This window comes from Paraburkholderia heleia NBRC 101817, assembly GCF_000739775.1.
GTDB classification, from domain to species: domain Bacteria; phylum Pseudomonadota; class Gammaproteobacteria; order Burkholderiales; family Burkholderiaceae; genus Paraburkholderia; species Paraburkholderia heleia.
In genome coordinates this window covers 112,013-124,291 of sequence record NZ_BBJH01000020.1, presented here as the reverse complement: position 1 = coordinate 124,291, position 12,279 = coordinate 112,013, and the positions used below count along the sequence as shown (strand labels likewise).

The 12,279-nt window shown below is 68.1% G+C and carries 12 protein-coding genes; 1 reads left to right on the top strand and 11 read right to left on the bottom strand.

Translation table 11 applies throughout. The annotated features are described in order from the left end of the window. Window positions 1–32: 32 nt before the first annotated feature. Genes BHE01S_RS17375 through gspG form a run of 8 tightly spaced genes read right to left on the bottom strand, consistent with a single transcriptional unit; the run spans window position 33 to window position 6,005 of the window. On the bottom strand, window positions 33–812 hold the full coding sequence (locus tag BHE01S_RS17375) for a type II secretion system protein N (protein WP_042266048.1): 780 nt from the start codon (window positions 810–812) through the stop codon (window positions 33–35). A gap of 53 nt (window positions 813–865) precedes the next feature. Continuing rightward, a complete protein-coding gene (locus BHE01S_RS17370; RefSeq protein ID WP_157025455.1) occupies window positions 866–1,405 on the bottom strand; it encodes a type II secretion system protein M in 540 nt (179 codons plus the stop codon). Next, window positions 1,381–2,769 carry a type II secretion system protein GspL gene (gene gspL / locus BHE01S_RS17365; RefSeq protein WP_042266047.1) on the bottom strand — a complete coding sequence of 463 codons (1,389 nt, stop codon included), beginning with the start codon at window positions 2,767–2,769 and terminating at the stop codon, window positions 1,381–1,383. The genes BHE01S_RS17370 and gspL overlap by 25 nt, the downstream gene beginning before the upstream one ends. Window positions 2,770–2,803: 34 nt before the next feature. Further along, a complete protein-coding gene (gene gspK / locus BHE01S_RS17360; RefSeq protein WP_042266045.1) occupies window positions 2,804–3,925 on the bottom strand; it encodes a type II secretion system minor pseudopilin GspK in 1,122 nt (373 codons plus the stop codon). Beyond that, a complete protein-coding gene (locus BHE01S_RS17355; RefSeq protein WP_042266044.1) occupies window positions 3,922–4,605 on the bottom strand; it encodes a PulJ/GspJ family protein in 684 nt (227 codons plus the stop codon). The genes gspK and BHE01S_RS17355 overlap by 4 nt, the downstream gene beginning before the upstream one ends. Beyond that, window positions 4,583–5,011: a type II secretion system minor pseudopilin GspI gene (gspI, locus tag BHE01S_RS17350; RefSeq protein ID WP_042266151.1), complete on the bottom strand. Its 429-nt coding sequence runs from the start codon at window positions 5,009–5,011 to the stop codon at window positions 4,583–4,585. Before gspI ends, BHE01S_RS17355 begins: the two co-directional genes overlap by 23 nt. Window positions 5,012–5,024: 13 nt before the next feature. Continuing rightward, entirely contained in the window at window positions 5,025–5,549 is a 525-nt protein-coding gene (locus BHE01S_RS17345) for a GspH/FimT family pseudopilin (protein WP_042266042.1), read from the bottom strand. Between the two features lie 21 nt (window positions 5,550–5,570). After that, the gene (gene gspG, locus BHE01S_RS17340; protein ID WP_110383239.1) at window positions 5,571–6,005 is read right to left on the bottom strand and encodes a type II secretion system major pseudopilin GspG; all 435 of its coding nucleotides are present in this window, start codon (window positions 6,003–6,005) and stop codon (window positions 5,571–5,573) included. A gap of 254 nt (window positions 6,006–6,259) precedes the next feature. On the opposite strand from gspG, the gene BHE01S_RS17335 reads away from it, so the two are divergent. Continuing rightward, window positions 6,260–6,673, top strand: a complete 414-nt coding sequence (locus BHE01S_RS17335; protein ID WP_042266041.1) for a hypothetical protein — start codon at window positions 6,260–6,262, stop codon at window positions 6,671–6,673. Between the two features lie 45 nt (window positions 6,674–6,718). Here BHE01S_RS17335 and gspF read toward each other — a convergent pair whose 3' ends face one another. Genes gspF through gspD form a run of 3 tightly spaced genes read right to left on the bottom strand, consistent with a single transcriptional unit; the run spans window position 6,719 to window position 11,842 of the window. Then, window positions 6,719–7,936, bottom strand: coding sequence for a type II secretion system inner membrane protein GspF (gene gspF, locus BHE01S_RS17330; protein WP_042266039.1), 1,218 nt, complete (start codon window positions 7,934–7,936; stop codon window positions 6,719–6,721). 58 nt (window positions 7,937–7,994) lie between these two features. Continuing rightward, window positions 7,995–9,491: a type II secretion system ATPase GspE gene (gspE, locus tag BHE01S_RS17325; RefSeq protein WP_042266037.1), complete on the bottom strand. Its 1,497-nt coding sequence runs from the start codon at window positions 9,489–9,491 to the stop codon at window positions 7,995–7,997. Beyond that, on the bottom strand, window positions 9,488–11,842 hold the full coding sequence (gene gspD / locus BHE01S_RS17320) for a type II secretion system secretin GspD (protein WP_042266036.1): 2,355 nt from the start codon (window positions 11,840–11,842) through the stop codon (window positions 9,488–9,490). The genes gspE and gspD overlap by 4 nt, the downstream gene beginning before the upstream one ends. Window positions 11,843–12,279: the final 437 nt, after the last annotated feature.

Sequence of the window (12,279 nt, the reverse complement as noted above, 5' to 3'; positions counted from 1 at the left end):
GGTTCAGACTACGAACCTCCCGTGCATGTCCGTCAGCGCATGAACGTCAGCGCGACGGTTCCGGGGCCAACCGGCCGGCCCAGCAGATTCAGGAGGCCCGCCAGGTTGTCGCGCTGGTCCGGCGCCGCGCTCGCGGTGCCCTGGAACGATGCCGACGCCCGCGAGAACGAGCCGCGCCCCTCGAGCATCAACGGCCCTTTCTGCGTCGAGAGATCGAGCGTCGACGTCGCCCCCTGCGCCTGCAGCACCACCTGATACGTGCCGAGCGGCTTCACGAGCGAAACGCGCGAGCTCATGTCGGCAAGCGAGACGGTCAGTCGTCCGAACGCATCCGTGCCGAACACGCGCCACGGGCTCCACGCGAGCCGCACCTTGCCGTCCAGATCGAGCGTGTTGAAGGGCGCGCCTAGGCCCGCGAGCAGCGACGCCGGCACGTCGATCGTGCCCGCGCTCACGTTCGCGCCGCGCAACGACGCATCCACCGTGACCGCGTCGGGCATCGCCTCGGTCTGCAGCATTTGCATGCGCACGCGCGCGACGAAAAGCGGCCAGAACGCCGTACGCCAGACGATGCGCCCCGGCAGCAAGGTCGCGCCGCGTGCGTCCTCGCCCGCAGCAAGCATCAGCGTAGCGGAGCCGTGCCAGAGCGAACCTTGCGGATCGATCAGATTCACGTGCCCCTGAGTCGCACGCGCGAACTGCGGCGCGATCCAGGCCGCGGGCAGGCGGGCGAGCAGCACGACAGCGCTCGACAGCACGCCCACGATCAGCCAGGGCAACGCGGCACGCAGGCGCCGCATCCAGTAACTCATTGCGTATTTCTCCGGCGATTCCCAGTGCGCTTTTCCATACGCGCTTTTTCTTCTTAATGCGTATTCGCCGGTTGCAGCGAGGCCGTCAAGTCGACCTGGCCATCGGCCTTCAGCGCGGTGATGTGCGCCTCGACCACCTGCACCTTGAATTGCTTGCGCACGTCGTCGAGCCACGCGGTCCACGCCGGAAACGACACGTTCTTCATCTGTACCTGCACCGTCGTGCCGATCAGCTGAATCTGCGCGCCCGCGAGCGAATGATCGGCGAGCGAGGCGGCGACCGCGTCCTTGAGCGCCTGGCCGCCCGGCGCCACGCTCGCCGCAGCGCCGGCCAGCGAGCGCGCCTCGTCGGCCTCGGCCGTCATCTGCGCGAGTTCGCGCTGCATGCCGGGCAGGCTCTCACGCAGGCGCGCACGGCCGTCGGCGGCAGGCTGCCACAGCACCGACCAGCCGATCGCCAGCGCCAGCGCCGCGCCGCCCCACGTGAGCAGCGTCTTCTCGCGCGTCGTGCGCGCCTCCCAGAAGTCCGTCCAGGCCTCGGCCCACGCGCCGCTCATAGCCGTTGTCTTCACGATGCGCTCCTGATGGTCCATTTGCCCGTGCTGGCATCCACGGTGCCCGCAAGGCCGTTGCCCGCGAGGCGTTTCGCGAGATCGGCGTCGACGTTGACGCCTGGCTTGAAGGTCACGTCCAGACGCCGGTCGTGATAGTCGAGGGCCGCGATGCCGTTCGCGGGCACCGGGCCGAGCGAGCGCGCGAGACCGTCGGAGAGCGCGAGGAAGTCGTCGGGCGAAGGCTCGCCCGCGGCGAGGCGCAACTGCTGCAACTGGCGCGCCATCTGTCCGGCGGGATCGAGCACGACGGTCGTCTTCGGGAACGCGTTGAGGAGCAGCTCGGTCATCTGCGCGCTGATCGCGTCGCGCTGGCGCGCCATCATCAGCCACTGGATATTCGCGCCGACGACCGCCACGACGAGCGACGCCGCCACGAGCACGATCGGCACGCGCAGACGGCGCAGCGTCGCGCGGTCGAGCCGCCACGGCTGCGAAGCGAACTCGAACTGGCAAAGGTCGAAGCGGCAGGCGAGCGCACGGCGCGCGAGCGCCTCGAACGTGAGCGTCTGCGCACCCGGCAACGCTGCGGCGAGCGACGCGCGCGCGGCGGCGCTCACGGGCTCGCCGGGCAGATTGGTGAGGACGTAGGCCGAAACGGGCGCGCCGCCGGCAAGCGCCGTGACGGTGGCGGCGATGCTCGCGGCAGGCACCGCGAAGCCCTCGGCGAGCGCGCCGCGCACGATCGCGAGTTCGAGCGCGGCCTGCGCCGTGGCGGCCGCAGGCTCGGGTGCGACGCCGGGCAACAGCATGGGCGCGGTCGCGACGACATGGCCGAGTACGCACGCGGTCACGGGTTCGGCCGCAGGTTCGGTCGCGGGCGTCCCGGCAGCCGCGCCGTCGGGCGCTGCGCCCGGCCCGGCAGGTTCGGTCACCTGAACCTGCTGAACGGTTTCCACCGCCTGCGCCGCCGGCAGGCAGCGCGCCACCGGCACGGCCCGCAGGTTGCGGTGCCCGGCGGCGGTGAAGCCTTCCAGCAGAAAGCGGAACCAGCCGCGATCGATGGCCGCCACCACCTGGCGGCCATCGGCCAGACGTCTGGGATCGAGCGCGAGATGGCAGGTCTGCGCATCCTGGATCAGATGATCCTCGACCACGTTCGGCAGCGCCTGACGCAGCCGCGGCCCCTTGAGCGGCGGCACGGCCGTGGCGAGCATGAGCAGGTCGCGCGCGGCGATCATCAGGACGGTGGCCGAGGCCTTCGGCAGCAGCCCGAGTGCCGACCGGCCCGCGCGCTGCGTGTTGCCCGCCTTGTCGAGCAGCACGAACGGCAGCTCCGGCAGCTGCCATTCCTGCGAGTGGACCGCCGGGTCGCGGGGCGGCATGAGAACGATCAGCGTGCTCAAACGCACCTCTTTTCGATGTTGGTCGGGGACGGATTCATGGTTCGTCGCGAACGCGCACGATGCGCGTCGTATGAGTGAGCGGGTCGCGCCAGACAAGCGTCGTGCGGTCCACCTCGGCGCGCTCGTGCTGCACGCGCCCATGGACGAGAAAATAACTCGTGTTGACGTCGATCTGCGACGTGTCGATCGAGGCCTGCTTCACGCCCACGCCTTCGAGCGCGAGCTGCACGTCGCTCACATTGCGGAAGAACACGCTCTGGCGACGCGCGACGAGGGCCTGTGCATTCGACAGGCTCATGCCCGTCACGACGGAGGCGATCACCTCGGCGCTCGCCGTGTTCATGTTCACGGGCGTGACGGTCGGCAGGATCGTCACGAACGGACGCAGCCGCGCGACGGCGTCGGGTGTGAAGCCGGGCACGTCGAGCAGCGAATCCACGCTCGTCATCAGGAGCGGCGCGACGCTGCTGTTGCTGTCGGCGTCCGCGAGGCCGGGGTTGTCGGTGTCGTTGCCGCCACCAGTCGTTCCGCCGCCCGCGAGCACCTCGGTTTGCGAGGTGCCGCTCGTCGTGGCGGTTTGCGTCTGGAAGCGCGTTGCCGAGTAAGCGAGCCCCGAGCGCAGATACACCGCGGTGTTCCTGGCGAGTTGCTGGTCGATGCCGAGAATCTGCAACAGGCGCGCGAATGCCTCGATCTCCGTGAGGTTCAGCTGCAGCGAACCCGGCGCGTTGCTCGCCACGAGATCGCGCAGATTGAAGCGCGCCTGGGCGTCTTCGATCGAACCCGAGAGCCAGGTGTCCGCGCCCTGTTGCGCGTGCGCCTCGCCGATCTGGCCGAGAAAGTCGGACAGGCGCGTCCTCGCGAGCGGCACGCCCCACGCGCCGCCGAGATACGTGACGCCCGCCGACGTATCCGCTTCGGAGCGCAACACGAGGCGCGTCCAGTCGAGCGAGGCGCGCGCGACCCATTGCGCCTGCGCGAGCAGCCGCTGGTTCTCGATACGGCGCAACTGCACCTGCTGGCGCCACAACATGCCCGAGACGAGGATCGCCGAGAGCGCCACGACGAGCAGCGCGCTGATGATGGCCGCGCCGCGCCGTGCGCGCGTGGAGCGGCCAGATCGCCGGGTGGAAGTTCGTTGTGTGCGCAACGTCATTCCCCCACCATGAACACGCGGGTCACCGGCCGCTCGAGCGAATGCGAGCCCACGCTCACCTGCACGCCCGTCACCGCGCGCGGCAGCGGCGCGTTGCCGAGCTGCGGCACTTTGAGATCGTTGTTGTTGCCGCTCACCTGCGAGCGCACGTCCTGCATGTTCGCCGTCCAGCCCGTCTTCGGCACATACAGGCGTGCGTTGATGACGTCCACGCCGCTCATCATCGGCAACGCGCTCCAGTTGTCGCCTTCGCCGCCGCGCAGCGCGCGCCGCAATTCGCCGAGATTGGCGAGCGGTGGCGACGCATAGCGCACCACCTGGCCGCCCGACACGCGGTAACGCACCACTTGCAGGCGCGGCGCCGCGCCCGGCGGCACCGCGAACGCGCGCACGATCTGCAGCGCGCCGCCGTCGAGCGAGATGGCGATGCCGCCCGCTTCGTCGTCCGAGGTCGCTTCGCGCAAGTCGATGCGCATCTGGTCGAACATCTGCGCGAACACGCGTTCCTCCGCCATCGAGCGCGTGATGGTTTCGCGGCCGCGCACGATCTCGTCCAGGCCGCGCCACGAGAGGATCGCCACCACGGCCATGATGGCGATCGCCACGAGCAGCTCGATCAGCGTGAAGCCGCGCGCTGACGCGGCGGCGCGCGCGCGGTCACAACGAGCGGTTCGTCTCATTGGCGAGCACCGTGACGAGTTGCGCGAGATTGCCGGAACGCCCGGGCGTCGTCACCGACACCTCCACGCGCCGAAAAACGGGGTTGGGCGTCGTCGCGACCTGCTGCGTGCAGGTCAGCCGCAGATTGCCCTGCGAGCAGTCGAAGCGGCTCTCGCCAAGGTCCGGCCATGCGTGCGCGAGACGCAGTTGCGCAAGCGTGTTGTCCGCACTCCAGCCCGCGAGCAGGCGGTCGTGCAGATCGGCTTCGCTCGCGGCGAGGCTGCCCACGGCGCGCAGCGAAGCGGCCAGCGCAATCGCGATGATTGCGAGCGCAACCAATACCTCGATCATCGTGAAGCCGCGCTCGCGCAGCGGCCGAGCCGCACGAAACAGGCGAGCGCCGTGGCCGCGCTTTTCGCTACGCATCGGGAGCCGCATCTCAGCGCACCTCGAAGCGGCCAGTGCCGGTGCCGACGATCGTCGCGCGGCCGGCTGCCGAGAAGAGCGTGACCTGCACCGGCACGTCCACGGCTTCCGTGCCGAAAATGAGCCGGTTAGCCTGCGTGTCGTCGCTGCCGGGGTAGGTGATCGCCACGCCGGTCACGCCGCCTTCCCACTGGCGCGGTCCGAGCAGGTCGTCGCGCAGCGGGCGCCAGCCGTCCTCGGTATGGACGTCGAAGCGGAACCCGCCCGCGAGCGGCTGCCATGCAATGGGCCGGGCGCGCACCTGCGCCTCGTCGCCCGCCGACTCGAACAAAAGCGCGAGCCGCTGCGCTTCTTCGTTCAGGTCGGTGCGCGGATTGCGCGTGAGGGTGAGCGAAGCGAGCGAGATGAGAATCCCCGCGATCAGCAGCACCACGAGCATTTCGAGCAGCGTGAAGCCCGCCGCGCGCGAACGCATGCCCGCGCGCGCGGTGCGTGGCGATCGGCGGTCCCCGCAAGGGGCAAGGCGGCTCGGGTGCATGGATGCGGCGGGGCGGACGACTTACTGCCAGGACCCGACGTCGGCGTCGTTGCCTTCGCCGCCCGGTTTGCCGTCGGCGCCGTAACTGAATACGTCGATCTCGCCGTGCACGCCCGGGTTCAGGTACTGGTACGCATTGCCCCACGGGTCGTTGGGCAGACGCTCCAGATAGCCGCCGTCCTTCCAGTTGTTCGGCACGGGGTCGGTGGTCGGCTTTTGCACGAGCGCCTGCAGCCCCTGGTCCTGGGTCGGATAGCGGCCGTTGTCGAGGCGATAGAGCTTCATCGCCTGCATGATCGTGCCGATGTCCTGGCGCGCGGCGACGCGGCGCGCTTCATCGGGACGGCTCATGATCTTCGGCACGATCAACGCGGCCAGAATGCCGAGAATCGCGATCACGACCATGATTTCGATGAGCGTGAAGCCGCGTTGACGGCGCGCGCGCGTGACCTCCATTTCGGCACGGCGCCGGCTCCACAATTTGGCCCGCATGGACATGAGTTCTTTCCTCCCTCGCTGGATATGGTTGCGGTACACGCCTGTGCGCCGCGCTTCGTCGCGCCTGCAATCGACCCCGCCGCCTTGGGCAGGCCGGGTCCCCGCACGCATGACGGGTCATTGTAATGTCACACGATGACGCCTTTCCGACGCCTCGCGGGCATGGCAAACGCGTACATCAAAAATTTCATAAACCTTCGTACAATGAGCGCATGAACCCACTGCAAATCCGTCTACTTTCCCTCGCCGCATTTGCGGTGTTCTGCGCCACGGCCACGTGGTGGGCGATCACCCTGGCCACGAACCACGCGGCACCGGTGCAGGCCGCCGCCGCCCGCGCGCCCGTTTCGCTCGACCAGGCCGGCACGCTGTTCGGCGGCAGGCTCGAGCGCAACCCCGTGCAGGACATTCACCTCTTCGGCATCCTCGCGCTCTCGCAAGGCGCAGCGGCCATTGTCAGCGTGGGCGGTGAACCGCCGCGGGCCATCTCGCTCGGCGGCCCGATCGACCAGAACTCGAAACTCTTCGAAGTGCGCCCCCGCTCGATCGTCATCGACCGCCACGGCGTGCACTCCGAAATCTTCCTGCCGCCCAACGCAGCCGGTCCCACCATCTACGTGCGCTGAGTTCCGCGCGTCCGCCTTCCTGCGACCTCGTGCCGTTCGCACGCCTTACTGCACGAGGTTGTTCAGCTCGATGATCGGCAGCATCACCGCGAGCACGATCACGAGCACGACGCCCCCCATCGCCAGGATCAGGAGCGGTTCGAGCAGGCTCGTGAGGAACATCGTGCGCCGCTCGAGTTCGCGCGCCTCGCCTTCGGCCGCGCGGTCGAGCATGGTCGTCACGTCGCCGGTCGCCTCGCCCGAACGGATCAGGTGCACGAGCACGGGCGGAAACGTCTTCGTGTTGCCCAGCGCGCGCGACAGCGAGGTGCCTTCGCGCACACGCACGATGGCTTCGTCGATGTTCGTGCGCATCGCCTTGTTCGAGAGCGTTTCGCCAGCCGCCTGCAGCGCGCGCAGGATCGGCACGCCCGCCGCGGAGAGAATGCCGAGCGTGCTCGCGAAGCGCACGGTGTTGTAGCCGCGCACGAGCTTGCCCGCGAGCGGCGCGGTGAGCATCCAGCGGTCGAATGCGAGACGCGGGCCGGGCCGGCGCAAGGTCGAGCGCACGATCCACGCCACCACGGCCACGGCGATCAGCACCGCCCACCACCATTGCCGCACGAAGCCCGAGAGCGCCATCATCACGATGGTGAGCAAGGGCAGCTGCTGCTTCGTGCTCGCAAACACGTTCACCACTTGCGGCACCACGTAGCTGAGCAGGAACGTGACGATGCCGAACGCGATGATCGTGACGATCGTCGGGTACGTGAAGGCGAGCACGATCTTCTGCTTGAGCGCGTTGCGCTGCTCGATGTAGTCGGCGAGGCGCGACAGCACGATGCCGAGCTTGCCGGTGTGCTCGCCCGCGGCCACGAGCGCGCGGTAGATGTCGGGGAAGTCGCGCGGATGCTGCTCGAGCGCGCTGGCGAGCGAATGGCCGCCCAGCACCTCGGCGCGAATGGCCGCCATCAGCTCGCGAATGTAGTCGCGCTCGGACTGCTCAGTGAGCACCGCAAGCGCCTCGCCGAGCGGCAGGCCCGCCACCAGCAGGCTCGCGAGCTGGCGCGTGAGGATCGCCTGCTCGCGCTGCGAGAGCTTGCGCCCGAGCGCGAGCCGCTGCGCTCGCGCGCCGCGCGTGCGGCTCGCGGCGGGTTCGACCACGAGCGGCGTGAGGCCCTGGCCGCGCAGCAGCGCTCGTGCGCCGCGTGCGCTGTCCGCGTCGAGCACGCCTTTTTGCGCTTTGCCCGTGGCGTCGATGGCTTCGAAGCGAAATGCCGGCATGTTGCTGATCGCCCTCGCTTTTATTGAGCGTCCATCTGGGGGTTCATGTTGCGGCCCATCACGCGCCGCCCGTCACGCGCAGCACTTCCTCGAGCGACGTCCTGCCCGCTTCGACCCAGCGCTCGCCGTCTTCACGCAGCGTGCGCATGCCTTGCGCGCGGCCGGCCTCGAAGATTTCCGCATCGGCGGCGTTGCGGTGGATGAGCGCGCGAATCGGCTCGTCGATGAGCAGCAGTTCGTACACGCCGCGCCGCCCCGCATAGCCCGAATGGCCGCAGCGATCGCAGCCCACCGGATGCCAGCGCTTTCTGCCGTCGTCTTCCACGCGTTCTTCCTTGCACACGGGGCAGAGCTGGCGCACGAGCCGCTGCGCCAGCACGCCAAGCAGGGACGATGCGAGCAGATACGGCTCGACGCCCATGTCGGTCAGACGCGTCACCGCCGAGGCGGCGTCGTTGGTATGGAGCGTGGCGAGCACGAGGTGGCCCGTGAGCGATGCCTGGACGGCGATCTGCGCGGTTTCGAGGTCGCGGATTTCACCGATCATGATGATGTCCGGATCCTGACGCAGGATCGAGCGCAACGCGCGCGCGAACGTCATGCCGATGCGCTCGTTCACCTGCGTTTGGCCGATGCCCGAGAGGTCGTACTCGATCGGGTCTTCCACGGTCATGATGTTGGTCGTGGCCGTTTCGAGCCGCGACATCGACGCGTAGAGCGTGGTCGTCTTGCCCGAGCCCGTCGGGCCGGTCACGAGCACGATGCCGTGCGGCTTTGCGATCAGCTGGTCGAACTTGCCGAGCGTGTCGCCGGCCATGCCGAGCGCTTCGAGGTTCAGGCGCTGCGCGTCCTTTTCCAGCAGACGCAGCACCGCGCGCTCGCCGTGGCCCGTGGGCAGCGTGGAAACGCGCACGTCCACCGGACGCCCGCCCACGCGCAGCGTGATGCGGCCGTCCTGCGGCAGGCGTTTCTCGGCGATGTCGAGCTGCGCCATGATCTTGATACGCGAGATCAGCGCGCCATGCAGCGCCTTTTTCGGGCGCACGACGTCGCGCAGCGTGCCGTCCACGCGAAAGCGCACGACCGAGGCGTTCTCGAACGGCTCGATATGAATGTCCGACGCCTGCTCGCGCGCGGCCTGCGTGAGGAGCGCGTTGATCATGCGGATGATCGGCGCGTCGTCTTCGGACTCCAGCAGGTCTTCCACTTCGGGAATGTCCTGCATGAGGCGCGAAAGGTCGACTTCGCCTTCCACTTCGCCCACCACCTGCGCGGCGCTGCCGTCCTGGCGCGCGTAGGCCTGGTTGATGGCCTGCGCGAGTTCGTCGGCCGGCACGCGCACGAGCGCGAACGCGCCGAAGTTGCGCGCGACCTCGGCGATGGCGGCCTGCGAGGTGCGCTCGCTGATCCACACTTCGAGGCCTTCGGCGCGCTGCTGGGCAACCAGAATCTGGCCGCTGCGCGCGAAGCCGTACGGCACGAGACGCGCGGCGAGCGGCGAGGGCGGCTCGCGGTCCGCACCGCCAGTGGCCGCAGGCGCGTGCGGCGTGCTCACGGCTGCACCCGTGTCGTGGCAGGCGCCGCCTGCTGCACCGGCGTGGTTTCCACCGGCGCGGTCTGCACGGGCGCGTTTTGCGTCGGTACAGCGGGCTGCACTTGCACGGCGCTCGCCGGATTGGCAGGCGCCGCGGGCTGCACGCCCACCGCCTGTTGACGCCGCATCTGGTCGAGATCGAACAGGTTCAGCGCGGATCCGCCCTCGCTCGGACCGAGCGGCATCGGCGGCACGACCGGGTCGTCGCGATCCTTGATCAAGTTGTTGTCGGACTTGTACGCACCCGTCACGCCCTGGATGTAGTCGTAGCGATTCGACGTGACCGCCTGCGCCGTATCACGGTCGTTGATGATCACCGGACGCAGGAACACCATCAGGTTGGTCTTCTCGCGCGTCTTGTTTTCCGAGCGGAACAGCTGGCCGAGCCACGGAATGTCGCCAAGCAGCGGCACCTTGCTGTTGGCGACCTGGTAGTTGTCCTGCATCAGGCCGCCGAGCACGATGATCTCGCCGTTGTCGGCCAGCACGGTCGACTGGATCGAACGCTTGGTGAACTCGGGGCCGGCCGGATTGGTCGTCGCGTTGGTCGTGCCCGTCACGATCGCCGAGTCTTCCGTATACAGCTGCAGCTTCAGGATGCCGCCGTCGGTGATCTGCGGCTTGATGTGCAGCGTCAGGCCCACGTCCACACGATCGTAGGTATTGAACGCCGTGCTCGCCGTGCCGCTCGTGAGGTTCGAATACGAACCCGTCTGGATCGGCACGTTCGTACCGACGACGATCTTCGCTTCCTGGTTGTCGAGCGTGATGAGGTTAGGCGTGGACAGCACGTTGGCGTCGGCGGTTTGCGAGAGTGCCTGCAGCAACGCGCCAAGCCCCTGCACGCCGAAGATGTTCTTGATCCAGCCTACGTTCAGGCCCTGCTGGAGGCCGGAAGAGCCAAGTGCGTTGGCGAGGCCGCCGGTGCTCGCGGCGGCGGCGGCGGCAGCCGTCAGGTTGACGATGCTGTTGCCGCTGCCGGTGGCCAGATTGGTGCCCGCGTAGACGTTGCCGCTCGCGACCTGCCACTGAATGCCCAGGTTGGCGTTGGTGGTCGAGTTCAGCTCGACGATCAGCGCCTCGATATAGACCTGCGCGCGCCGCGCATCGAGCTGGTTGATCACGGCGCGCAGGTTGCGGTACACCGCATCCGGCGCGGTGATGATCAGCGAGTTGGTCGCCGGATCGGCCTGGATCATGCCGCCTGGCTGGTTCTCGTCGCCCTTGTCCTTGTCGCCGCCGAGGAACGGGGCTTCGTTGCTGCCGCTGCCGCCGCTGCCATATGAACTGCCCCCGCCGAGCGAACTGCCCATCGACGTGCCGCCGCCGAGCGAACTCGACGGCAGCGGCGGCGTGCCGGCGGTGCCGGTCGACGTGCTGCCGCCGCCGCCGCCGCTGTTGCCGGCCTGGTTGAAGCCATTCGCGTTGCCTGAGGACGACGTGTCGTTGCCGCCCTTGCCGAGCATGCCGCGCAGCGTCTTGGCGAGCTGCGTGGCGTCGGCATTGCGCAGCGGGACGACGTGAATGTTGCCCGGCATGCTGGTCGGCGCATCGAGCTGCTTCGAGAGCTGGACTGCGGAGGCAAGGCGTTGCGCGTTCGAGGCGCGCAGCATCAGCGAGTTGGTGCGCGGGTCGGCGACGACCGAAACCTTCAGCGACGGGTCCGAGGCGCCGATCGCGCCCGGGTCGAGCATCTTCGCGATTTGCGGCGCGATGTCGAGCGCATTGGCGTTGTGCAGCGGCACCACCTGCACCTGCTGCCCGGCGGCCGAGTCCACGCCCGCGATGATCGAGGCGATGCGGCGCACGTTGTCCGCATAGTCGGTCACGATGAGCGTGTTGTTGGCCGGGTAGGCGGCAATGGTGTTGTTCGGCGAGATGAGCGGGCGCAACACCGGCAGCAGGTTGTTCGCCGACTCGTGCCTGAGCGTGAACACCTGGGTCACCACCTGGTCGCCATGCGCCGTGGGCGTATTGCCCACATAAGTGGGCACGCCCTGCAGCTTGGCGTCGGCTTCCGGCACGACCTTCAGGACGCCGTGATCCTGCACGAGCGCGAAGCCTTGCATGCGCAGCGCCGACTGCAGGGTCTTGAGCGCCTGATCCTCAGGGACAGGGTTCTCCGAGACGAGATTGAGCTGCCCCTTCACGCGGGGATCGACGATGATCGTTTTGCCGGTGGCGGCGCCAATTGCCTTCGCCACCTGGTCGATGTCGGCGTTGACGAAATTGAGCGTGACCTGCGCATAGGCAAGCTGTGCCGTAATGAGTCCGCTCACGAGCAACGCCGTGGCGACGCGACGCAAAGCCATACGATTTCTTCTCATGGGTGTCTTATCGAAGCCGGCGGCAGACGCGCGCGGCTATTCGTCCTCGACGTACGGCTGTGGGGCCGGCTCGCCTGTGTTTTCCTGACGGGTGCCGGCGCCGGCTCTCCTCAGCCGGGACGTCCGCCAGTCAACAAAAGATGGAACAGTAGCAGTTTTTCGTGTCGAATTTGTCACAAAAAATGGCTCTCCGGGGAATTCTTCTAATCCCCGAGCCGCGCCAGCCGTCAATCCCAAGCCGTTTGTAAGCATGAGGGCGTCTTGTCCGTGCGGCTGGCTTGACGCGTCATCGGTGACCGGTATCATACGAGCGGCCCGAAGGATGGCCAACGCACTTTCGGCGCTTCCTTATGTGGGAATTCCCGCATTGCGCGCCAGAAAACAGGCCGGTCAGCGAGAGATTGCGGCATCCTTCAGGTGCA

Coding starts and splice junctions, on each gene's coding strand:
- BHE01S_RS17345 (WP_042266042.1), bottom strand. CDS start 5,549: ATGCACCCGAGCCGCCTTGCCCCTTGCGGGGACCGCCGATCGCCACGC.
- BHE01S_RS17355 (WP_042266044.1), bottom strand. CDS start 4,605: ATGAGACGAACCGCTCGTTGTGACCGCGCGCGCGCCGCCGCGTCAGCG.
- gspD (WP_042266036.1), bottom strand. CDS start 11,842: ATGGCTTTGCGTCGCGTCGCCACGGCGTTGCTCGTGAGCGGACTCATT.
- gspG (WP_110383239.1), bottom strand. CDS start 6,005: ATGGAGGTCACGCGCGCGCGCCGTCAACGCGGCTTCACGCTCATCGAA.
- gspF (WP_042266039.1), bottom strand. CDS start 7,936: ATGCCGGCATTTCGCTTCGAAGCCATCGACGCCACGGGCAAAGCGCAA.
- gspI (WP_042266151.1), bottom strand. CDS start 5,011: ATGCGTAGCGAAAAGCGCGGCCACGGCGCTCGCCTGTTTCGTGCGGCT.
- BHE01S_RS17375 (WP_042266048.1), bottom strand. CDS start 812: ATGAGTTACTGGATGCGGCGCCTGCGTGCCGCGTTGCCCTGGCTGATC.
- BHE01S_RS17335 (WP_042266041.1), top strand. CDS start 6,260: ATGAACCCACTGCAAATCCGTCTACTTTCCCTCGCCGCATTTGCGGTG.
- gspK (WP_042266045.1), bottom strand. CDS start 3,925: ATGACGTTGCGCACACAACGAACTTCCACCCGGCGATCTGGCCGCTCC.
- BHE01S_RS17370 (WP_157025455.1), bottom strand. CDS start 1,405: ATGGACCATCAGGAGCGCATCGTGAAGACAACGGCTATGAGCGGCGCG.